Below are 19,850 nucleotides of genomic sequence, written 5' to 3'. Positions count from 1 at the left end.
GCAAATGGAGCTCGATTTGCACTGGCCTATTGTTTTATGGTTTCGAACTGGCCGATCAATTGCACCGCCTGTTCGTAGATTCCGTCTCCTGTTCTGGCAACTTGCAACGTGGCGCGCGCAAATTTTACGGCCTCTGCGTAGACTTTGCGGTCAGCCAGAGCGAGCGCCATATTCAAGAGCGGTTCCTTCCGGCCAGGCGCGAGTTCCAGAGCGCGCAGAAAATATTTTTGAGCTTCTGCGGAATTCCGTTCCCCCACGAGTAACAGCAATCCGATTCCGTTGAATGGTTTATAACTCTTGCCGTCCTTTTCAATCGCCTTTCTGTAATGCTCCTTCGCTTTCTCGTATAACTTTGCTGTGAAATACAGCTCACCGAGATTGTAGTGAGCTTCCCAGCTGTCCGCGTTCTTCTGCAGCGATTTCAGAAAAGCCTGATCCGCTTTTTCAAACTGACCGATCGCAAGCGCGCAGTTGCCTACTCTAAGCCAATCGGAATCATTGCCGCGCCTGATCGCAATCAGGACCGCCTGCCTGTAAGCGCTATGAAAATCTCCTTGAAACGCGTATGCTCCGGCCAGCTCTTCACGCAGAGGGGTCGCCGCTGGATTGTGCTTCAATCCGTTTTCGTACAGCCGAATAGCCAGATCCATCTTCCCTGCAAGCTGATACAAACGGCCAAGCGAAAGATAACCTCGGAGAAAGAGCGGATTGATGCGAATTGCCTCAATCATCTCTTTGATTCCGGCTGCAACCCTTTTTGTTTTGACCAGCACAACGCTCAGCTCCGCATGGGCCTGATAACTTTTGCTGTTCAACTGGATTGCTTTTCGTGCTGCGTCCTCTGCTGCTTTCCAATTGCCGAGCTTTCGGTGACACTTTGAGAGATTTACGTAAGTCATTTCCAGATTCGGATCCGCATCGCCGGCTTTTTCCAGATAAAGGACCGCTTCTTTCCAGGCCTTCGATTGCATGCAAGTGACGCCTTTCAATGCAAGCGCTTCTGCATTCTGCGGCGCCAGCTTCAATGCTTCCTCCACCAGACGCGCTCCTTCTTTCCTTTCTTCTTTCAACATCCGAATGCGTGCCAGTCCGATGCGAGCATCCACCGATTGAGGATCCTTTTTCAACGCTTTTTCAAAAGCGTTTCCGGCAGCCATAAATTGAAGGTTGTTTAGTTCTTGTTTGCCTTGTTCAATCATTTGTGTTGCGGTATTCATAAAATTTTCTCCTTTAGATCCAGTCATCCAACCAATCGCCCACGTCACCGGCCGCGTCGCCGATTGTATCGCCAACATCTTCAGCGGCCCCACCAATTTCATCGATCGCATCACCAATGACGTCGCCGGCATCATTCGCGGCATCACCAATTTCATTGCCGATATCTTCAGCTGTGTCTCCGGCCCATTTCGCCGCATCTCCGGCAAACTCAATGGCATCGCCTGCGGTATTTTCAATCCAATCAGCCTCTTCTTCCAGACCGATTTCACGCATTCCCTCCAGCCCGGTGTCGATAATCTCGCTGAAATCGACCTTAAGCCCGAGATCCCATTCAGCGCCTATTCCTAAGGCAAGACCGAGTCCCAGATCCACTTTTACCGTTCCATTTTTGTATTCCGCACCGAATCCAGCTTTCGCGCCAACGCCGGTCCAACCTTTGATATTACCGGTCACACCACCCATATCTGCGACCCCAATCTCGCCGCCCATCTCTGCGTGTGCTCCGTCAAATGCACCAGCTCCAATCTTGACTTTATTTTCACCACCGAGAGTCACGCCAATTTCCGCGTTTCCGGTCGCTCCAACATAGGCATCAAAGTTCACTTTTCCGTTGAGATTGACTTCTTCATCTCCGATTTTTGCGTCGGGAGTCCTGTAGCCTGCTTCATAATGAGCGCCCACAATCTCAAGACTTCCTTTTGCGCCCAACGATGCGCTGACAGTCTTGTTATCAAGATCGACACCTGCATTGGCATACACCTGTCCACTGACTCCAAGAACCTGAGTGGAACCTTTTGCGTAAGCTGATCCCCAATCTCCTTCAGCTTTTTCATCGATCTTGCCGAATTCAAAAAGATTCCAGGATCCTTCCAAACCGGCCACAGTTGTTCCGCCACCTTTCCCTAGAGAGCCGAGATTATCCGGCATTTGTTCGTTACCCCACGTTGCTGTTTCAGCCGAGGTGCTCCGATCCGGAGCGGGTCCGAAATCTTTAGTCGTCTTCTGTTCGTATGTGTCCACAATCTTCTTCTCAGTAAACTCCTCCAGCTTCTGTCCCAGCCCTGCTTCCGGTGGTTCGGGTGATGCAGGTGGTGCCGGCTGTTCAGTTTGCTCCACATAATCAAACATTGAAGAAGCGTCCACCACGGCTTCCGGAGTAAAAACCGGCTGACTGACGGCTTCAGATCCCTGCTGCATAAGATTGGAATAGTTGACTACAGCGGAATCTGCGCTCTCGAAACCATCAGACGTTCCTGCGATACCGAGTCCTGCCGGCGGTGCCGGGGGTTGCTGCGGTTCAGGTTCTGGCTCCGGCGAAACGATGATCGGAATATTGTTTGTTAACCTTGTGATCATTTTTGAACCTCCATGCTCACTAACGCACGGTTTTCTGAAAAATCCCTTCATTGTTTGAAGGGTTTTTTGCGAAAAGCGTGCGTTATTGAGTGTATGGCTGCTGAAATCTCCCGTTCACAAACTGCCGGATTGATTCCTGCAAATATGCAGGCAGTCAATCAAGGCATTGTACAGGCCGCTCTTTCGCAGGCGCCCGAGTTCATTGAGCAGGCGATCCGCTCATTCAACTGGATTTCAGTGAATGAGAGCCAGACGGAACTTCCCCGCTTAGCGTCTGCGATCCCCCAGGCCGGCTTTGTTTGTACGCCGGTCGACTATCTTGCTTTGACTGCAGGAAGTGGAGCGCCGGCCGGTGAAATCGTTTCAATCGATCAACTCCTTGCCGCTTTCCGCAACCACACGTTCCGTTTTGAACAGGGAGTGACTTCCTTTTTACAAAGCGGAATTCAGGAAGCACTCGCCGGATTGAAGCCAAAACTCGGACCTAAGTTCGCCAGGCCTGAAATTCTCGAACCGCTGAACGACATGCTTTCGTCCGATCAAGTCAAAAATCTGAATACCTCGCGGTTTCAGCCGTCCATGGAAGCGGTGAATGAAATGTTTGCAGCTTTGAAGAAAGTGCAATCGGCTAACAGCGATTTACAGAGGAACATGCTGCGCATGATTCGAGCGTGAGGGTATATGGCAGGTATCGACAAACAAAAACTGGAACGTTACCGCAAAGGGAAGCTGAAGTTTATGCAGATCTTCGGACTCAGCGGCGCACAGATGGCGTCCGTTCTGGAATGCGGTCACAACTTCTTTTCGGAAGGACGACTGGAAGAAGCCAGAAAAATCTTTGAAGGCCTGGCGGTTCTGGATCCGAATCATCCTTATATACACACCATGCTTGGTGCTGTCTATCAAAGAATGGAACAGTATGATACGGCATTGATCAGATACACCCTCGCCTTGAAGCTTTATCCACACGATATCTACGCGCTCACGAACAGGGCGGAGATTTACCTGATGCTGGGAAAATTCCCAGAAGCTGCTGCTGATTTGAAGCAGGTCCTGGAGCTGGATTCGCAAAAAAAGAATCCAGCAGCCAGTCGCGCACGAATGCTCTCGGTCATGGCTGCTGAGTCTTTGCATAAAGTCAGACAACAACGGTCGACCTCAAACTGAAATATTCTCGATGATGGCCGTGCAACCATCATGGAATCAACTGAAAGCCGCGCGAGACTGGCTGATTGCCGCAAGAGTATCGGTTACTTCTTGGCGGCTGATTTCCTTGCGCTCAAACCCGATCTCTCGCTCCGCCTCCTGGGCCAGATCGCTGAGTGCGAGCAAGCCAATCAGTTTTCGGTCATCATTCAAAACCGGAAGCCGGCGAACCTGATGGGAGGACATTTTTTCCTCCGCCGCCTGTATGGGATCATCGGGCATGCAGGAGTACACACTTTGAGACATCGCAGAAGAAACAGGAATACTACGCAGTGCAAGGCCCTGACTGTAGGCTGCCATGCAGATATCCCGATCAGTGATCATTCCCACTACTTGACCTCCTTTGTCTACTACCGGTAGACACCCTAAATCGTGGTTCCACATCTTGCTTGCAGCCCTTTCAAGATTATCTTCCACGCTACATGAGTGAACTGTCTGAGTCATAAGCTTTGAAACGTACATAAACAACCTCCAGGGAAAATTTACCCTTTCCCTAAAAAGTAATAATCGAGGAGGTGTATTGCCAACGGTCGGAGTCCGTGCCTGCGGACGTGCACCATTTGCAGATCAAAGCCTCTAACTAAAGATAGAGTCCGTCGAAGGGCCAACAACGTATCCTCTTTTGTGAAAATGAAAGAGAAGGAGGAACGATTGGGCCATGATTCATGCAATTGAGTTTGCTTGTGATTTATCTGTGGTTGCCTGGAGATCTTATCAGTCAGGAAACGTGCCGGCTGCGAAAGCTCTTTACCGGCGGGCTTTGCGACTTTTTCATCGCTCCAAAGGCAAAACCGTTCCTGAAATTGTATCGGTTCTCAACAAGCTCGGACTGATTCTCGAAAATTACCGCGAATACAAAGATGCCGCACAATGCTTCCAACGCGCATGCGAGCTGATGGAGCCGCACCGTGGTGACAAACGCCTGGAACGTTTAAAGGTGCGATCCCTGTATCATTTCGGAAGAATCCGGCTCATACAGGGAAACCGCGATGAAGCAGAAACCTTAATCAGAAAAGCAGTGGGTCTGGCCGAAGAACTTCTTGGGCGGCGCGATCTGGAATACGCATATGCAATCAATCAGCTTGCCATATTGTTCAGGCATAATCAGAATTTTGCGGAAGCAAGACCGCTCTACTATCGCGCCCTGCGAATTCTAGAGGCAAGGCTGGGATCAGAACATCCGCGTGTTGCATGCATTTATCGCAACCTCAGCGATCTGGAATACGCTGAAGGACGTTATAAAAAAGGGGAACCATTTGCGCGGCGGGCGATCTTAATCAGGATGAAAGCTCTTGGGCCGGACCATGCAGATCTGGCCGGCGACCTTACTGTGCTTGCCACTTTACTGAAGGCGCAAAAGAAGTTCCGTGAAGCGGAGAAATTGCTGAACCGCGCACTTGCCATTACTCAAGATAAATACGGTCGGGATCATTACGAGACCTCCATCAATTTTGTGAATCTCGCAACTTTTCACGCACTGCAAAACAGCCCTCAGCAGGCCGAATGGTTCTACTGGCATGCCCTTGCGATCAAAGAAAAATGTTTGGGCGCCGGACATATAGACAGCGCATTCACAATGGTTCAGTTGGGAGATTTCTACGAAACTCAAGGCCGCTACGAAGGAGCTCACACGCTTTATGATCGTGCTTTAACGATTTTCCAGCAAATCCTCGAACCGGACCATCCGCATATCCTCAGTTGCCGCAAAAAGCAGGAATGTCTCCCCGGTCAGGTGGAAGCCGCAGCAAGCTAAATCGCGAATTGCACCTGAGCGAAAAGATCTTAGATTGGGTATGGGAGGCTCGATCATGCCTGAAAAAGGAACCGTTAAAAAAGCACGAAAAGCGAAAAGAAAGGGCAAAGCTCCCACCACACAGGCCGGTGAATTCGTCCGTGAGGAGATCCATCACGTTCGCGAAGGAAAGCATGGAGCTCGATCAGCAAAGCAAGCAATCGCGATCGGTTTGTCGAATGCGAGAAGGGGCGGCGTTAGACTGAAACCGCAGAAAAAGGGCACAGTTTCCAAAAGCACGCGCGAGCAAGCAGAAAAAGATTATCGCGCAGGCAGCAGGAACGGAAGAAAAAAACCTTCCAGCAAGCGGTCCCGCTCATCGAGGCGCGCGCTTAAAAAAGAAGGACACAGAACAGTTTCAAAGAAAGCTCTATCCAGACAAGCAAAGCAAGCGGCCAGGCGTAGAAAGAAATAGAACGGCTGGTTTTTCTTTGCTTTCTTCGTTATCTTCTGTTAAAAAATCATTTATGAAATACAAGACAGGACTGATTGCGGAGAAGCATTACAAGGACCACTCAAAGGAAAAAAGCTGAAGCTGGTCGCTTATGAGGAGATCTCCTTTGATTTATGGAAAAAGGAACAACCCGGATACTGCTGTTTATTTGCGCCAATAAAAAGCAGGCTGGAAGCCCTGCGACCCGTAATGCGGGCAGGATGCCCGCGCTGCACTAAGCGGTTTGGCTTCGCAACGGATTTCTTTCTGCGAAAGAGTAAGCGGTGTAAGCGGAAATGATGTGGCAGATCCAACCCAGAGTTCCACCGGAACCGATCCACAGTCCCGGCGTAATAATCAGCCAGAAAATACCCCGTAGGATTTTTCCATTGTAGATCTGCCCCAGGCCCGGAATCAGGAAACTCAGCACAGCGGCAGCTCCAGGATTTCTCATTGTCATCTACCTCCTGTAGAACACTTATCCATAAAATAACGTTTTTTACTGAGAAATGTTTCGTGGCAAGCATAGTTCGCGCAAAAGCATATATTTTGAGAATTAAGGAGTGACAAAAATGGGAAGAGCTGTTGGTTGTCTTGCGATTGTCGCCATCGTGGCAGTCATCGCTGTTTTTTGGGGCGTGAGCCAATACAATGGTCTCGTGAAGAGTCAGGAGGCGGTGAGCGCGGCATGGTCACAGGTGGAAAACGTATACCAGCGCAGAATGGACCTGATTCCTAATCTGGTTGCAACGGTAAAGGGAGTGGCAAACTTTGAAAAGGAAACTTACATCGCCGTGGCAGAAGCTCGTTCAAAAGCAGGTCAGATAACGATTTCGAAAGACATTCTCAATGACCAGGAAACCTTCAGGAAGTTTGAGCAGAGTCAGTCGCAATTAAGCTCCGCGTTGTCGCGACTCCTTGCTGTTGCTGAAAATTATCCTCAGTTGAAAGCAAATCAAAATTTTCTGGAGCTGCAAAGCCAATTGGAAGGCACGGAAAACCGGATTGCCGTGGAACGCCGCAGGTTCAATGAAGTTGCACAGGCCTATAACACAAAGATTCGCACTTTTCCAACATCCTTCATCGCAAAGATGTTTGGATTTCAACAACGACCTTATTTCCAGGCGGCACCTGAAGCTCAAACAGCTCCGAAAGTAGAGTTCTAAAAGGGGTAGCGTTTTGTTTCGGTTCCTGCTGATTGCAACACTGCTTTGTTTTCCAGTCTGGAGCTTTTCGCTGGAGTATCCGCCGCCGCCAAAGCAGCCCGTCAATGATTACGCCGGCATCCTCAGCTCGCAGGAAAAAGAGGAGCTCGAATCGATGCTGCGCCGGCATGAGGAAGAAACATCCAATCAAATTGTTCTTGCGATTTTTCCTTCACTCGAGCAGGAAAGTCTGGAAGATTATGTAAATCGTTTATTCGAGCGATGGAAAATCGGACAACAAGTAGACAACAATGGTGTGTTGCTGGCAATTTTTTTGCGGGAAAGAAAAATCCGAATCGAGGTTGGTTATGGCCTGGAAGGGAAACTCACGGATGCTCTTTCTTCGCGAATTATTCGGAACGAAATCGCGCCGGAATTTCGCGCAGGCCGATATGCTTCCGGAATCCGCGCGGGATTGGTCGCGATCCAGAAGGCGATTGCCGGTCAATACAAACCGGTCGTACGGCGGGACGAACCCGGAAGTCAGCTGCTTTCACCAGGCACCATCTTCATTTTGACTTTGATTTTTTTCTACGTCATCTACCGAATTAGAAATCAGGCTCTGTATTTGCCGCATGATACTTACGGACGCCGCAGACGAAGAAGTGATGACGACTGGTTCATTTTTCCCGGAGGCGGTTGGGGCTCCGGCGGCGGAGGCGGTGGTGGTGGTGGTGGATTCAGCGGCGGAGGCGGTTCGTCCGGCGGTGGCGGCGCAAGCGGGAGCTGGTGATGAAGAGAAAAGAAGTACCCCGATTATTCTTCAATGAAGAAGAAAAAAAAAGAATTATCAGCGCGGTGGAAGATGCAGAAAAGAAAACTGCTGCAGAAATCGTGGTTCGCCTGGAGAAAAATTGTCCCGGTGATCCGGTCGAAAGGTGCCGCGAATTGTTGCAAAGTCTGCGCATCACTTCCACACGGGGCAGGACCGGAGTAATCATCCTTATTTCATTTCAAGACCACAAAGCGGCGGTGTTCGGAGATCAAGCCATCGATCAGGTGATCGGTCAGGAAGGTTGGCGCAACATCTGTGATCAGCTTGTAAAAGGATTTAAAGAGGGAAAACCTTGTGACGCGCTTTGCGAAGCCATTCAATCGCTTGCGGAAAAGTTGAGCGCCAATTTTCCATACACTCCGGAAGATATAAACGAGCTTCCCAATGAGCCCTCTTTTTAATCGTGGATCGTGATCGTAATCTTGATCGCAATCGTAATCATGAATCATAATCGAAATACGAATTCAGATTCAGATTACGATTATGATCAAGATCAAGATCCACGATTAGAACACTGACGTCTGCGGTAAATCACAACGTCTTCCACAACATCGATCCTTTCGAAATTCTCGGCGATGTAATTTTGCAATCGCGGAAATTCTTCCATTGGAAAACGGTTCCATCTGTAGATTGCGGCCGGCGCGGTATCGAGCACATACGTAGCCCGTTTTTCCTGGAGATCGGACAAAAGCCAATCCCAATGCAACGGAACGCCCGCTGAAGAAGGACGACCGAGACTTCCCAGATTGCCGGAAACATATCCCGTTAAACGCGCCTGCCCCATCACAACGAAGCGGGAAGCCGGGTCCAAACCTGCATAGTAATAAAAAGCAGGAGCGTAGCCCCACACAAAGAGAGTCGCGCCCGGATAGCACGGATCTGCTTTTAAACGCTCCGCAACTTTGTGATAAATCGGATCTCTTTCCCTGTAAACGTTGTTGTTTCCATAATAAAGATAGACATTAACCGCAGTGCAGATCAAACACAGCGCGACTGAATACGCAACAACGGCTCGTCTTCGAACGGACTCAACAATTCCGGGCGCTGCGGCAATGATGAGCGGAAAATACAGTTGAATGAAGTAGTGCGGATAAAAACGGAAGCCAACGAATAACGGTGGAATCGAAATGAGGACGAGTCCTGTCGTCAACGCGCGCCGGTAATCATCAAACAGTTTTCGTGACCGGAGCCAGAACCACCACAAAGGTAAAGTCACAAGCAAAAAAGGAAGCAAGTAGGATGCCGCCCGGCCGGTTCCTTCCCACCAGGAAATCGGATTCGCAGAGTAAAGTAAATTGTTCCAGAATAGCCAATAGAAAAGCGACTCTGTCCCGCCTGCATGATAAAAAATCAAAACTGTAATTACTGCTGGCAACAGAAATCCCGCCAAGAGATAAACTAGGGAGCGCAGGCTTCCAGCCTGCATTACGGGCCGCGGACTTCCAGTCCGCAAGGCTGCGGTCCCTACCGCCAGAATGCCAAGCGCGATTTGATACTTAAAAAGAAAACCGATTCCAAATAGCATTCCGGCCAGAAACATGCGCCCTTCGCTGTGGCTCATTTCTGCTTTGCGAACGACAACCACCGCCCAGGCCCCTGGAAGCACCATTAGAATCTCAGCATTCGTTGATTGCATGTCGTGTGCTAGAAAAGAAGCGCCGTAAAGCAGGTAGAGCAGTGCCGCAGAAATTCCTGTTCCTTCGTGATCAAAGAAAGCCGAAACGGCAAACGCTGTTAGGGGAACCACCAGCAACGCCGTCATCCAATGAACTGCAAGCAATCCCTTTCCGAAAAGAAGTTGCGCGAACGCATAGTAGACATACAACAGTGGCGGCTTGTTGTTGATGAAATCTTCATAAAGCAAACCGCCATTCATCCAGGTCCAGGATCCGACTGCGTGCGCAGCCTCATCCATGTCAAGAATTTCAACGGGAATGAATGGCCCTCGCGTCAGCAAACTGAATGCTACGTAGAGAAGAAAAAGAAGGAATCCGCGGGCGAGACGCCCGCGGTACATTGTTTCTGCTCGCAACACATCGAGATTGTATAATACTCAGCGCCATGGACACGGGCGCAAAGCTCTCCCTTGTGATACCGGCGTACAACGAAGAAGAGAACCTTCCGGTACTGCTGAAGGAAATCTCTGACGCGTTTCCTGTGCGTCCCAAAAGCTGGGAAGTGATTCTGATCAATGATGGGAGCACCGACCGGACAGAGCACGTAATGCTGGAACTGAAAAAACAGTATCCATTTGTGCGAGTGATTTCATTGGATCGCAATTATGGATTGAGCACTGCATTGGATGCAGGGTTTCGCAAAGCCACAGGAGAAGTCGTGGTGAGTCTGGATGCAGATTTACAAAATGATCCTGCTGATATTCCGAAGCTACTGGAAAAAATTCCTGAATACGACGTGGTGATTGGGATCCGGGTCCGGCGTAAGGACAAATTCCTGAAAAGGATCAGCTCACGGATTGCGAACGGGATTCGCGATTTCACGTTGAAAGAAAAATGGCAGGATACGGGATGCACCCTGAAGGCATACAAACGCCCGTATATAGAAAACCTCAAGCTTTTTCACGGGTTGCACAGATTTCTACCGACGCTTCTGCTAATGCAAAATGCCCGGATTCTGGAAATGCCCGTGAATCACAGGCAAAGAATTTACGGAAAATCGAAATACCACCTGCGGAACCGGCTCATTGGTCCATTTCGTGATTTGCTCGCCGTGCGCTGGATGAAACAGCGCCACTTCAGTTACCGGATGGAAGAAATGGAATAACCGCCTTGGCGTCTTGGCGGTTCATTTCCGGCAACTACGATTGTTTTTTCCGCAACGTGAGTTGCTCTTTCATTATGCTCTCTCGTCTAATCAAAAACTCCTTAGGGATGGCACAAAGATTGCCGGGGGAGAGAGATTCGGGAGGAACAAGAAATGATCAAAGCAAAAATTACAAATCTGCTGATGATTCTCATTCTGCAGTTTGCAGCGGATGCGCTGGCAGGTCAGACCTCGCTTGTTGGCGGCTCAGGCGGCCAACAGACAGTCATAATGGATTGCGGGTCGAACGCATTCATGGTTGGTGTTTCCGCAACAGGAGGAAAAGATGGCACATTCGGATTCAATCTGGTCCGAAGAATCAAGTTTACATGCCAGACTTTTAACGGAACGACACCTGGAGCTTCTACTACACAGACTGTGGAAGCTGTTGCCGCAAAAGCTGCAACTGTCAGCGTAAGTTCCGATAGCCGAAGCTGCCCTTCCGGCGCAGTTATTGAGGATTTGGATTTATATGCCGGAAACTTCATCGATCGTCTGGCTGGATTCGGTTGCCTCACGTCAAGCGCGACGCATCCCAATGTCTCAATGAACATCGGAGGCGACGGTGGAACACGATCCGGCTTAACATGTCCTGCTACCGAAGGATTGTTTAAAGTTGAGGCAAGAGTGGGTGATGCAATCGACAGTCTTAGAGGATTTTGCCGGTCATTTGGATCACTCGCGAACGAAAGTATTCCAACTCAAATTCTGGCGACAGTGAGCCCGAAACCTTCATTCGCAGCCCCTGTAAAAATTCTTCCCGGTGCCAGTAAAAATTTCCAATTTACTATTTCCAGTGCTGCATCGACACCACAGGCGAGTGTCGGGATCACAGGGGAAACAGATTTGTTGGGCGGCGCCAAGCTGAATCCACCCGCACTCAAACTTGAGCTCATCAATCCTTCAGGTTCGGTCGTTGTTTCCAAGATTTTTAGCGATGTTAAGTCCGGAATCATCCAGTCTGTCAAGTTTGGTTTCAACGTCAACGGAAACTGGAAATTGCGAGTGACAAACCTGAAAAAGGATATCGGAGCAGTCGATATTATGACATTCAGTGCTTTCATACTATGAAGGACAGTTAAATACGGAAATCGAGGCCGACCAGGTCGAGTGCCTGCAGGACCGTTCTTCGTACGTGCTTTTCCTTCAAAGGTGAGTGGAAATAACGGTTCAGCCCTGCAAGCATATACTTCGCGCATGTTTCACTGGCAAAATTCACTTCTGTTCGGACAGCGAGAAACGTTTTCACATAATGCGCGGCATAAATGGGAGTGCTTTTCCCATGATCCAGAATCTGTTCGATGCATTGCCGGAAAAACTCTTCGCGATCCTGCACCATCCAATCTTCTTCCGCGATATTTGGATCCAGATACTTGTGATTCCGTCCGCTGAAACAGGCCATTTGCAACAGACCCTGTTTCCATAATCGCGGAAACTTTGTGCACTGGAGTCGAACTGCGTTCGCAAAAGTTAGACCGTGAGTAAAATCAAGCCATCCGATATTAGTTGAAACGTTATTCTCGTAATTGAACTGAAAAGACATGTCAAAATGCAAAAGGTTCTTTGCATTTGTTTGCAGCAAGGCATCGTACATCTTTTCGGGCGAAGAGTGGCTGGATTTTTCGACAACCCAGCTCAGACAATAATCGACGGATTTACCGAAGAGGTCATCGTAGGGGCGACCCTTGTGGTCGCCCGCAAGGGCAGGCACAAGGCCTGCCCCTACCATCTGGGAAAGCTTACGGAATTCCGGAATTAGATCTTCGCGCGTGGCAGAACAAATGGATCGCACAAGTGAAGGAAGGAGAAATCGTTCCATGTCGACTCCGAGCGAATCGATCAGCCTCGAAATCTTGCTGACGTAAATCAGTGAATGGCCAAAATCCTGATAATGCATCAGAGCGGCGTCAGTAAAGAACTCTTCCAGCTCGCTGAAATGCAGCCCGGCAGCCAGCGCGCCATTCACCATTGCAATTGCGGCATCTTCATCTTCTCTTTCAATTGCCTGCAAGAAAGCTTCCTCTGTGAAGTCCATCCGGTTCGTTGTGTAAGGAAATTCCGGCTGACGGAGAGATGTTTCAGCAAGATAGTCCAGGGATTCACTCAAACAGATGAGCCGTTTATCGATTTCCGTGAATTCGCGATAAAAAACCAACCAGTCCGCAGTAACCGCATAAGCATGGTCCATTCCGTATTCCAACTTTTGCCAGGACCATTCCATCCCTTTTCGCACCGCATGGAGCGGATCCAGCTTATGAAAATGCATGCGCACGAGCTCACGCACCATCCGGTCATAGCTTTGATTCTCGAATGCTTTTTTCAGCTGTCGTATCGAACGGTCCAGGAGTACCTCTTCCGGTATTTCAGGAACATGGATCCAAACTTTGCCGGACTCCTGTCTGGTTTCGTAAACATTGACATTGTCTTCGCCGGAGATGTTCTCACCATTGTTCAGCGAAAATTTCCAGTTATGCCAGTTGCACGTTAATACACAATCCTGAACATTGACCGTTCCTTCGCTGAGCGGGTAACCTTCATGCGGACAGCGGTTATCCAGCGCGAATACGCGACCATTCAACTTCATCAGCGCAAATTGTCTTGCGCCATTGCGAAACACAACTCGCCCTTTCCTTTCCAGCTCTTCAGCAGGTACCGTTTGAATCCACATTGTCGGCCTCCGGCGCAGGCGGGACGCCCACGCTACATGGATTACAATACATCGGTCTGGACAATGTGATAGCATCTTTGCTAATTTATTGGCAAAGAGGTGATCCATTGAAACCGGTGAGTCAGCATCTGGCGAATAGCCTGACGGAGCTTCGTGGAAAGAGAAGAATCACGCAAGGACAGCTTGCAAAACTGGCTGGAGTGCCTCGTTCGACCATCGCGCATATGGAATCGGGAGAGGGGAATCCAACCCTCTCGAATCTCGCCCGGATCGCTGCCGCCTTGCAAGTCAGTTTGGAAGAATTGTTAACTCCGCCGCGCGCCATTTGCACGCTGATCAAGAGCCGCGATCTCAGCCGGGTCAAACGAGGACACGGCAGCACTTTGTTAATCCGGTTGCTGCCCGATCCGATCCCCGGCATGCTCATTGATAGAATGGAAATCGAAACCGGCGGACGCATGGGTGGAGTTCCTCATGTAACCGGCACCAAAGAATATTTCACATGCATCGAAGGAGAGGTTACGATTTACGTGGCAGGAAAGCGCTACTGCGTTCAGGAAGGAGACGTTCTCGCTTTTCCCGGCGATCAAGCGCATTCGTATACGAATACAGGAAACAAAAAAGCAATCTGCTTGAGCGTGGTAGCACTCGCTCCGGCGGGGGGTTTAATGGAGGAAGCATGAAAGAGAAAGGAAGTTGCCCGCACGTTGGTGATATCAAAAATGTCCAACCATTGGGCAATCAATGTGAATCCTGTGATTCACGGACTAATTTGAGAGTTTGCATGACCTGCGGCCATGTTGGATGCTGTGAATCACAACAAGGGCACAACACCAAACACGCAATGGCCGCGAATCATCCGATCATTCGGTCCCTACCACTATCAGACTCGTCTTTTACCTGGTGTTATGTGTGCGAAGATTACGTCTGACCCATGACAATCACTTCTGAAAAACTATGGATCGCTTTCGGTTTAGCGGGTCAGATTATTTTCGGAATGCGGTTCGTGATTCAATGGATCGCATCGGAACGCCGCAAAGAAAGCTACATCCCGATGTTTTTCTGGTACCTCTCGCTCGCAGGCGCATCCATCCTGCTGACATATGCCATCCATCGCAGAGATCCCGTGTTCATCCTCGGTCAGACCACGGGATTTATCGTGTATGTTCGCAACATCATGTTGATCTACAAGAAAAGATGGTCGAAAAAAGATAACGGACCGTAAGGCTGAGGTTGTTGAATAATTCGGTCCGCAGCGCGAATTGTGCGGTTTGTAACGCCCGCGAGACTGTCCAAAAAGTCAGTTGGAGCGCGGACTTCCAGTCCGCAAAAACATGGTAGCTCGACGAGTTCATTGCGGGCAGGGATGCCCGCGCTCCCACTAACTCGCCGCAATTCTTGACTTTTTGGGACAGTCTCGCGGGCGCTACAAATCGCGAACAGACTCTTTCGAATTATTCAACAACCTCGGCTTCCAGCCTGCCTTTACTCATAAATCTTTCAGAGCCATCCTGCGTTCAGTCTATGTAGAGGTGGTTCATGAAAAAGTTATGGATCCTTGTCATTCCGATTCTTTTGCTGGTCGCAGGATTCGCATTTAAGAGTTCTTCGAAAAGGCATTCCGTCACAACGTCACAAATAGAATTCGCAAAGCCGGCTTCTCCGGAAGAGGAGAAACAACTGGTCGCACTTGGATATGTTTCGGATGGAGGGCGCAAACCGGAAGTTACGCGTAAAGTTATTCAATCCGGCGAGGTGACGATTCAGGTAAAGCAATACGAACGTTTTTTTGAAGCTCTCCAAAAACGGATTGGGATGATGAACGGATACGTCTCCAACGTGCAAAGTCAAAGAAGTGGGGATGTTGTTTCTTCTGCCTCTCTTACGCTGCGTGTTCCACCTGAACAACTTCACACCGTGGTTTCCTGGTTGCGTGAACAGGGATTGGTGATCACCGAAAAAATTCAGACCGAGGATATTTCTGAGCAATATTACGACTTGAAAGCGCGTCTGGAAAATGCGCGCCGTTTTGAAACCCGTTTGCTGGAGATGTTGAAATCAGAAACCGGAAAGCTGCAGGACCTGATTCTTGTTGAAGAGAAAATCAATCAAATCCGCGAACAAATCGAACAGATGGAAGGAAAATTACGTTATTACGATGCGCTCACAAGCCTCGCAACACTATCCATTCAAGTCCAGGTAGAGTCGATTTACGTTCCGCCTCAAAAGCCTACATTCGTTCGTCGGGCTATCGATTCGGCACAAGAATCGATCAACGCGCTCTGGTCCGCCACGCAGGAAGGCGCGATTCTATTGATCGTGATTCTGCCGTGGATGATACCCGCGATTGGATTATTTTATATAGCGCGGTTTGCGTTCCGTAATATCAGAAGGAACCGGAAATCAGTCGAAGCTGCCTAATGAATTTCAACAGTAAGAGTGACTTTTCCCTGGATTTCCAATGTCCCGGGTTCTACAGGAGTTGCAACATCCATCTTTGCCTCCTGCATCGCAAATGTGCGCGCTTGAATCGGAACCACCGGCTCCCCTCCTTCCGTGACATGGAGGATCCGAACAATTTTCACTCCTAACGCGCCCGCAAGCGCATCCGCCTTGTTGCGCGCTTTCTTGGCGGCTTCTGTTAAGGCTTCTGACTGGACAGCACCCTCGTCCTTTAACAAAAACCGGAGTGCCTGAACATTGTTTGCACCCGCTTTGATTGCGGTATCGATCACCCGACCCACCTGGACCAAATCATCCGTTTGTACCTGTACTACGTTGTTTGCTATGTATCCGGTAATCTTGGGCTCGCCACCCTGAGGCGGATAAACGTAGTTCGGAGACAGGGAGTAGCCGATCGTTTTGATCTCCAGATTCTGACCAACCTGACTCCGGAGTTGTTGAATTACGCGATCCAGTTTCTGCGCATTTTGTGCGGCTGCGGTTTTCGCATCCGGCGATTGCGTGGTCACGCCAAGATCCACCTGCGCCCTATCCGGCTTCGTCTTCACGACCGCTTCCCCTTCCACTTGAATCATTGCCGTAGCCGGCTTTGCCGCTTCCTGCGCGCTCAACAGCAACGGCACCATTGCAAGAACAATCGCGAATATCCACATGTTCATTACCACCTCCGTTCCCTAGTAACACTAAGCAAAAGTGGGCGCGGTTTCCACAAACTGTCACAAGCCGATGCGGCGGAGGAGATCCTGAAATCTTGGATCGCTCCTCAAGGGATCAAAACGGGGATCTTTTCCAATATAAGTGATTTGATCCGAATGCTGCTGATAAGCTTTTTCAAGCCATTCCAAAGCGCAGTCATTATCCTTTAAACCAACGCAAATCCCTGCCAGATGAAAAGGTGGAACATAAGTGTTGATCGAAATTCTGAGAAGCTGGTCCAGCATCTGCTGCGCTTTTTCTGCTTCCCCTGCCAGTGCATAAGCCCAGGCAAGGTCCGCTTCGAAGCTCAAATTGTCAGGGGCCAGATCAACGGCTTTGGTGAGCACTTCCACGCTCTTTGCGGGACTCCCCTGCTGGCCGTAAATATAGCCTAGGATCTGGTATGTTAGCGGAAAGTTGGGATCCAGTTCTCTGACTTTTTCGAGTTCGCTAATGGCCTGCTCATACTCGCGAGCAAAATACAGTGTATAGCCGGCATTCGCGTTGATGATCAACGACATGGGATCCAGTTGTTGCGCCAATCGTATTTCCCGCATCGCTTCTTCGAAACGTCCCTGCAAAGTCAAACAAAGTCCGTACCACTGATGCGCAGTTGCATAGTTCGGATTCAAAGACGCCGCAGTTAAGTAACTCTTTTCGGCTTCGCGCCACTTCCACTCATAGGTTGAAAGAATAAAAGCCATCGAAGTGTGCGCTTCTGCAAGCGTCTTATCCAGAGAAAGTGCTTGCGCGGCTGCTTCTTTGGCTTTGGGAAAACCTTGATCGGGTGGCAGGAAACCCCAGTTGCAAAGCAGAATGAATGCATCGGCCAGGCCGGCGTAAGCCGCAGCATAGTTTGGATCCCGCGCGATCGCTTTCTGAAAACTCTGAATCGCCAGCTGAAAATTTTCGCGTGTCCTTTTGTTTAAATGAAAACGGCCTTCTAAAAAGAGCTGATAAGCAACGGTATCGGCAGTATATTGTTTTGAAATTTGTTCCCGAACTTCCCCTGTCAATTTCTGTGGAAGTTTTTCGGAAATATCCTTCGAAATCTGCGATTCCAATGTTTGAACATCAGAAAGATTCCTGGTGTAGAGCTCTCCCCAGATCTGGCTGCCATCCCCGGTTCGTACAAGGCTGACTGTCAGGCGGAGCTGATCCTCATGCCTTGAAAAGTTTCCCGTAATGACAGCATCCACACTGAGCTCCTTTCCTACTTTGCGTGGATCCACTTCGATTCCTTTGTAGCGAAATACGGTTCCGCGCGATAAAACTTTCAATTGCGGCACCTGGGAAAGCTTGTTGATGATTTCGTCCGTGATTCCGTCGCTGAGATATTCCAGATCAGGATCGGACCGTTCATTGACAAAGGGCAATACGGCAAGCGACTGGATATCGTGGTTCTTTTGTTGAAAGAAGAAGATGACTGCAAAAGCAAGGAACAGCAGCGCAATCATTCCGGCCCACCAGCTGCGTGACTTTGGAGCAGGACGAACCATAGAAGTGGTCGGTCGCTCACCGCCCCTTTCCGCTTTCAGATTCCTTAAATCCGCGAGCAGCTCTTGAATCGATTGATAGCGCGCCACAGGTTCTTTTTCCAAACACTTTAGAATGATGCGCTCAAATTCAAGGGGGATTGAAGAATTGGTTCGCGTAAAAAGTTCGGGCGGATCCTGCAAAAGCTTTTTTAAAGTCTCTGTGGAATTGTCACCGCGGAAAGGCAGGTGGCCGCTTACGGTTTCGTACAACAAAACACCGATGGAAAAAATATCGGAGCGCGGATCGATCTGTTTTCCAAGCGCTTGCTCAGGGCTCATGTATTGAACGGTTCCGATAATTACGCCGGTATCGGTGATGGGATCGGCAACCTGCTGGCGATGAGTCGTTTTGGCAATCCCAAAATCCAGAATCTTCACCTGGTCCTGAGGCGTGATCATGATGTTCTGTGGCTTCAGATCTCGGTGAATGATCCCCATTCTGTGTGCTTCCCCTATCGCTTCACAAATCTGAATCGCCCAATCCAGGATGCGAACGAAGGAAGGCTTTTCTGTCGAAATTCTTTCACCCAGCGTGAGTCCTTCCACATATTGCATTGCAATGAAGTGAATGCCCTCCGTTTCTCCGATCTCGTAGATGGCAGCAGCGCCCGGGTGTTCCAGCGAAGATGCGGCTTTTGCTTCTTTTTTGAAACGCGCCAGGCGCACCGGGTCAGAAACAAATTCTTCATGAAGGACTTTGATGGCAATCTTGCGATCCAGCAGAGGATCCTGTGCCAGAAACACTTCACCCATTCCCCCGGATCCCAGCTTTTTAACAATCGGATAACGTCCAATCTTGTCCATGTTGCTGTTAAGTGTAAAGGCGAAATAATAACCTGTCGCTTCAAATCCTTCCACTGAACTCAGAATGGCGGGAGTCACTACGGTCACCCCTAGCGTTCTTCGTTACACAAGAATCTGCCATTCTCCTACAAGGTGCTTGCCTGATTTAGACTGACTTTTCGCGTGTCAAGCCTCTTACTAATACAGATGTACTGGAGAGAGCAATGCCAAAAATCCTATCCGTTGCCATTTTGTTTGCGATGTTGATTGCCCTGTCACAGTTTGCGAGAACCACGACAGGCGGTTACCGCGTGGAGGAACAAAACGCTTCGGCAATTCAAGCTCAGAATCGTTTCTCTTTAAAAAAGTCCTATCAATTGGGAAATGGGGACCGAAGCCTGCTGGCGACAATCTACTCTTGCGGTCTGGGTGCAAAGAAAAAGGAAATTCTTTCCATCTGGTCCAGGGGGTCGGATGCCTATGAGCTCCAGTACATCAAGGCTGCCGCTAACGGTCAGAGTTTTATGGAACCCTTCTTTTTTTCGGTTGAAAACAGCAACTTCATAAGAATTTCAACGCGAAATCAGAACGCCGCCCACGTCGTTACAGACTCAGTTTTGTCCCTCAAACCGGATTCAACACTCGCTGAAATCGAATTGAAAGAGTTCAAAGAAATCATGAAGATGAATTTAAGGGACGTCCAAAAAAGTATGTAGTTCAAATCCTTCCCCTTCATTTTTCCGAACTAAGCAACCAGATTTTAGAGGACAACCCGCATGGCATGAGGATTGCTGTCTGTGTTATTTCGAATGAATTAGTAGAAAAAGCAAAGCAGGATCCCGAATTAGGAGGATCGTCATGCAATGGAGTCGTCTCTTCTTTTATCTTTTCCTCTTT

At 49.3% G+C, this 19,850-nt stretch carries 22 protein-coding genes; 14 read left to right on the top strand and 8 right to left on the bottom strand.

The annotated features are described in order from the left end of the window. Nucleotides 1-26 precede the first annotated feature (26 nt). Together L0156_12260 and L0156_12255 are read right to left on the bottom strand one after the other, a co-directional pair. Nucleotides 27-1,217: a tetratricopeptide repeat protein gene (locus L0156_12260; protein ID MCI0603773.1), complete on the bottom strand. Its 1,191-nt coding sequence runs from the start codon at nt 1,215-1,217 to the stop codon at nt 27-29. 13 nt (nt 1,218-1,230) lie between these two features. Continuing rightward, the gene (locus L0156_12255) at nt 1,231-2,574 is read right to left on the bottom strand and encodes a hypothetical protein (protein ID MCI0603772.1); all 1,344 of its coding nucleotides are present in this window, start codon (nt 2,572-2,574) and stop codon (nt 1,231-1,233) included. Between the two features lie 93 nt (nt 2,575-2,667). On the opposite strand from L0156_12255, the gene L0156_12250 reads away from it, so the two are divergent. Next, nucleotides 2,668-3,249, top strand: coding sequence for a hypothetical protein (locus L0156_12250; GenBank protein ID MCI0603771.1), 582 nt, complete (start codon nt 2,668-2,670; stop codon nt 3,247-3,249). Nucleotides 3,250-3,255: 6 nt separating this feature from the next. Further along, on the top strand, nt 3,256-3,741 hold the full coding sequence (locus L0156_12245; GenBank protein ID MCI0603770.1) for a tetratricopeptide repeat protein: 486 nt from the start codon (nt 3,256-3,258) through the stop codon (nt 3,739-3,741). Between the two features lie 36 nt (nt 3,742-3,777). Here L0156_12245 and L0156_12240 read toward each other — a convergent pair whose 3' ends face one another. Then, on the bottom strand, nt 3,778-4,104 hold the full coding sequence (locus L0156_12240; GenBank protein MCI0603769.1) for a CBS domain-containing protein: 327 nt from the start codon (nt 4,102-4,104) through the stop codon (nt 3,778-3,780). A 334-nt stretch (nt 4,105-4,438) separates the two neighbouring features. Between L0156_12240 and L0156_12235 the strand changes: the two genes are divergently transcribed. After that, nucleotides 4,439-5,533, top strand: a complete 1,095-nt coding sequence (locus L0156_12235) for a tetratricopeptide repeat protein (protein MCI0603768.1) — start codon at nt 4,439-4,441, stop codon at nt 5,531-5,533. A 55-nt stretch (nt 5,534-5,588) separates the two neighbouring features. After that, a complete protein-coding gene (locus L0156_12230; GenBank protein ID MCI0603767.1) occupies nt 5,589-5,987 on the top strand; it encodes a transcription elongation factor in 399 nt (132 codons plus the stop codon). 253 nt (nt 5,988-6,240) lie between these two features. On the opposite strand, the gene L0156_12225 is transcribed toward L0156_12230, so the two are convergent. Further along, nucleotides 6,241-6,459 (bottom strand): DUF5683 domain-containing protein, encoded by a 219-nt coding sequence (locus L0156_12225; protein ID MCI0603766.1) that lies wholly within the window; start codon nt 6,457-6,459, stop codon nt 6,241-6,243. Nucleotides 6,460-6,577: 118 nt separating this feature from the next. Between L0156_12225 and L0156_12220 the strand changes: the two genes are divergently transcribed. Genes L0156_12220 through L0156_12210 form a run of 3 tightly spaced genes read left to right on the top strand, consistent with a single transcriptional unit; the run spans nt 6,578 to nt 8,386 of the window. Then, entirely contained in the window at nt 6,578-7,171 is a 594-nt protein-coding gene (locus L0156_12220) for a LemA family protein (protein ID MCI0603765.1), read from the top strand. A 13-nt stretch (nt 7,172-7,184) separates the two neighbouring features. Further along, the gene (locus tag L0156_12215; GenBank protein ID MCI0603764.1) at nt 7,185-7,943 is read left to right on the top strand and encodes a TPM domain-containing protein; all 759 of its coding nucleotides are present in this window, start codon (nt 7,185-7,187) and stop codon (nt 7,941-7,943) included. Beyond that, complete coding sequence (locus L0156_12210; protein MCI0603763.1) at nt 7,943-8,386, top strand: TPM domain-containing protein; 444 nt, start codon at nt 7,943-7,945, stop codon at nt 8,384-8,386. Before L0156_12215 ends, L0156_12210 begins: the two co-directional genes overlap by 1 nt. Nucleotides 8,387-8,478: 92 nt before the next feature. Here L0156_12210 and L0156_12205 read toward each other — a convergent pair whose 3' ends face one another. Further along, complete coding sequence (locus tag L0156_12205) at nt 8,479-10,002, bottom strand: glycosyltransferase family 39 protein (GenBank protein MCI0603762.1); 1,524 nt, start codon at nt 10,000-10,002, stop codon at nt 8,479-8,481. Nucleotides 10,003-10,046: 44 nt separating this feature from the next. Between L0156_12205 and L0156_12200 the strand changes: the two genes are divergently transcribed. Together L0156_12200 and L0156_12195 are read left to right on the top strand one after the other, a co-directional pair. After that, nucleotides 10,047-10,766 carry a glycosyltransferase family 2 protein gene (locus tag L0156_12200; GenBank protein MCI0603761.1) on the top strand — a complete coding sequence of 240 codons (720 nt, stop codon included), beginning with the start codon at nt 10,047-10,049 and terminating at the stop codon, nt 10,764-10,766. A gap of 153 nt (nt 10,767-10,919) precedes the next feature. Next, nucleotides 10,920-11,876, top strand: a complete 957-nt coding sequence (locus L0156_12195) for a hypothetical protein (GenBank protein MCI0603760.1) — start codon at nt 10,920-10,922, stop codon at nt 11,874-11,876. Between the two features lie 7 nt (nt 11,877-11,883). Here the strand turns inward: L0156_12195 and L0156_12190 are convergent, their stop codons facing one another. Further along, the gene (locus L0156_12190; GenBank protein ID MCI0603759.1) at nt 11,884-13,473 is read right to left on the bottom strand and encodes a Rieske (2Fe-2S) protein; all 1,590 of its coding nucleotides are present in this window, start codon (nt 13,471-13,473) and stop codon (nt 11,884-11,886) included. A gap of 107 nt (nt 13,474-13,580) precedes the next feature. Here L0156_12190 and L0156_12185 point away from each other — a divergent pair, with 107 nt between their 5' ends. The 4 genes from L0156_12185 (at nt 13,581) to L0156_12170 (ending at nt 15,894) form a co-directional block, all read left to right on the top strand. Beyond that, the gene (locus L0156_12185) at nt 13,581-14,156 is read left to right on the top strand and encodes a helix-turn-helix domain-containing protein (GenBank protein MCI0603758.1); all 576 of its coding nucleotides are present in this window, start codon (nt 13,581-13,583) and stop codon (nt 14,154-14,156) included. A 101-nt stretch (nt 14,157-14,257) separates the two neighbouring features. Continuing rightward, nucleotides 14,258-14,404: a UBP-type zinc finger domain-containing protein gene (locus tag L0156_12180; protein MCI0603757.1), complete on the top strand. Its 147-nt coding sequence runs from the start codon at nt 14,258-14,260 to the stop codon at nt 14,402-14,404. 3 nt (nt 14,405-14,407) lie between these two features. Next, nucleotides 14,408-14,698 carry a lipid-A-disaccharide synthase N-terminal domain-containing protein gene (locus L0156_12175; GenBank protein MCI0603756.1) on the top strand — a complete coding sequence of 97 codons (291 nt, stop codon included), beginning with the start codon at nt 14,408-14,410 and terminating at the stop codon, nt 14,696-14,698. A gap of 314 nt (nt 14,699-15,012) precedes the next feature. After that, the gene (locus L0156_12170; GenBank protein ID MCI0603755.1) at nt 15,013-15,894 is read left to right on the top strand and encodes a DUF4349 domain-containing protein; all 882 of its coding nucleotides are present in this window, start codon (nt 15,013-15,015) and stop codon (nt 15,892-15,894) included. On the opposite strand, the gene L0156_12165 is transcribed toward L0156_12170, so the two are convergent. Both L0156_12165 and L0156_12160 read right to left on the bottom strand, forming a co-directional pair. Further along, entirely contained in the window at nt 15,891-16,595 is a 705-nt protein-coding gene (locus L0156_12165; GenBank protein MCI0603754.1) for an SIMPL domain-containing protein, read from the bottom strand. The genes L0156_12170 and L0156_12165 overlap by 4 nt on opposite strands. A 57-nt stretch (nt 16,596-16,652) precedes the next feature. Continuing rightward, nucleotides 16,653-18,974: a protein kinase gene (locus L0156_12160; GenBank protein ID MCI0603753.1), complete on the bottom strand. Its 2,322-nt coding sequence runs from the start codon at nt 18,972-18,974 to the stop codon at nt 16,653-16,655. 203 nt (nt 18,975-19,177) lie between these two features. Here L0156_12160 and L0156_12155 point away from each other — a divergent pair, with 203 nt between their 5' ends. Further along, the gene (locus L0156_12155; protein MCI0603752.1) at nt 19,178-19,669 is read left to right on the top strand and encodes a hypothetical protein; all 492 of its coding nucleotides are present in this window, start codon (nt 19,178-19,180) and stop codon (nt 19,667-19,669) included. Nucleotides 19,670-19,850: the final 181 nt, after the last annotated feature.

It is taken from the genome of bacterium, assembly GCA_022616075.1.
Classification (GTDB): Bacteria; Acidobacteriota; HRBIN11; order JAKEFK01; family JAKEFK01; genus JAKEFK01.
Note: the sequence above shows the minus strand (reverse complement) of the source record. Positions and strands in the feature narration are given on the sequence as shown.

Bases quoted from the DNA above. Each gene is read 5' to 3' on its own strand.
- L0156_12260 (MCI0603773.1), bottom strand. From the start codon at position 1,217: ATGAATACCGCAACACAAATGATTGAACAAGGCAAACAAGAACTAAAC.
- L0156_12255 (MCI0603772.1), bottom strand. From the start codon at position 2,574: ATGATCACAAGGTTAACAAACAATATTCCGATCATCGTTTCGCCGGAG.
- L0156_12250 (MCI0603771.1), top strand. From the start codon at position 2,668: ATGGCTGCTGAAATCTCCCGTTCACAAACTGCCGGATTGATTCCTGCA.
- L0156_12245 (MCI0603770.1), top strand. From the start codon at position 3,256: ATGGCAGGTATCGACAAACAAAAACTGGAACGTTACCGCAAAGGGAAG.
- L0156_12240 (MCI0603769.1), bottom strand. From the start codon at position 4,104: ATGATCACTGATCGGGATATCTGCATGGCAGCCTACAGTCAGGGCCTT.
- L0156_12235 (MCI0603768.1), top strand. From the start codon at position 4,439: ATGATTCATGCAATTGAGTTTGCTTGTGATTTATCTGTGGTTGCCTGG.
- L0156_12230 (MCI0603767.1), top strand. From the start codon at position 5,589: ATGCCTGAAAAAGGAACCGTTAAAAAAGCACGAAAAGCGAAAAGAAAG.
- L0156_12225 (MCI0603766.1), bottom strand. From the start codon at position 6,459: ATGAGAAATCCTGGAGCTGCCGCTGTGCTGAGTTTCCTGATTCCGGGC.
- L0156_12220 (MCI0603765.1), top strand. From the start codon at position 6,578: ATGGGAAGAGCTGTTGGTTGTCTTGCGATTGTCGCCATCGTGGCAGTC.
- L0156_12210 (MCI0603763.1), top strand. From the start codon at position 7,943: ATGAAGAGAAAAGAAGTACCCCGATTATTCTTCAATGAAGAAGAAAAA.
- L0156_12205 (MCI0603762.1), bottom strand. From the start codon at position 10,002: ATGTACCGCGGGCGTCTCGCCCGCGGATTCCTTCTTTTTCTTCTCTAC.
- L0156_12200 (MCI0603761.1), top strand. From the start codon at position 10,047: ATGGACACGGGCGCAAAGCTCTCCCTTGTGATACCGGCGTACAACGAA.
- L0156_12195 (MCI0603760.1), top strand. From the start codon at position 10,920: ATGATCAAAGCAAAAATTACAAATCTGCTGATGATTCTCATTCTGCAG.
- L0156_12190 (MCI0603759.1), bottom strand. From the start codon at position 13,473: ATGTGGATTCAAACGGTACCTGCTGAAGAGCTGGAAAGGAAAGGGCGA.
- L0156_12180 (MCI0603757.1), top strand. From the start codon at position 14,258: ATGACCTGCGGCCATGTTGGATGCTGTGAATCACAACAAGGGCACAAC.
- L0156_12175 (MCI0603756.1), top strand. From the start codon at position 14,408: ATGACAATCACTTCTGAAAAACTATGGATCGCTTTCGGTTTAGCGGGT.
- L0156_12170 (MCI0603755.1), top strand. From the start codon at position 15,013: ATGAAAAAGTTATGGATCCTTGTCATTCCGATTCTTTTGCTGGTCGCA.
- L0156_12165 (MCI0603754.1), bottom strand. From the start codon at position 16,595: ATGAACATGTGGATATTCGCGATTGTTCTTGCAATGGTGCCGTTGCTG.
- L0156_12160 (MCI0603753.1), bottom strand. From the start codon at position 18,974: ATGGACAAGATTGGACGTTATCCGATTGTTAAAAAGCTGGGATCCGGG.
- L0156_12155 (MCI0603752.1), top strand. From the start codon at position 19,178: ATGCCAAAAATCCTATCCGTTGCCATTTTGTTTGCGATGTTGATTGCC.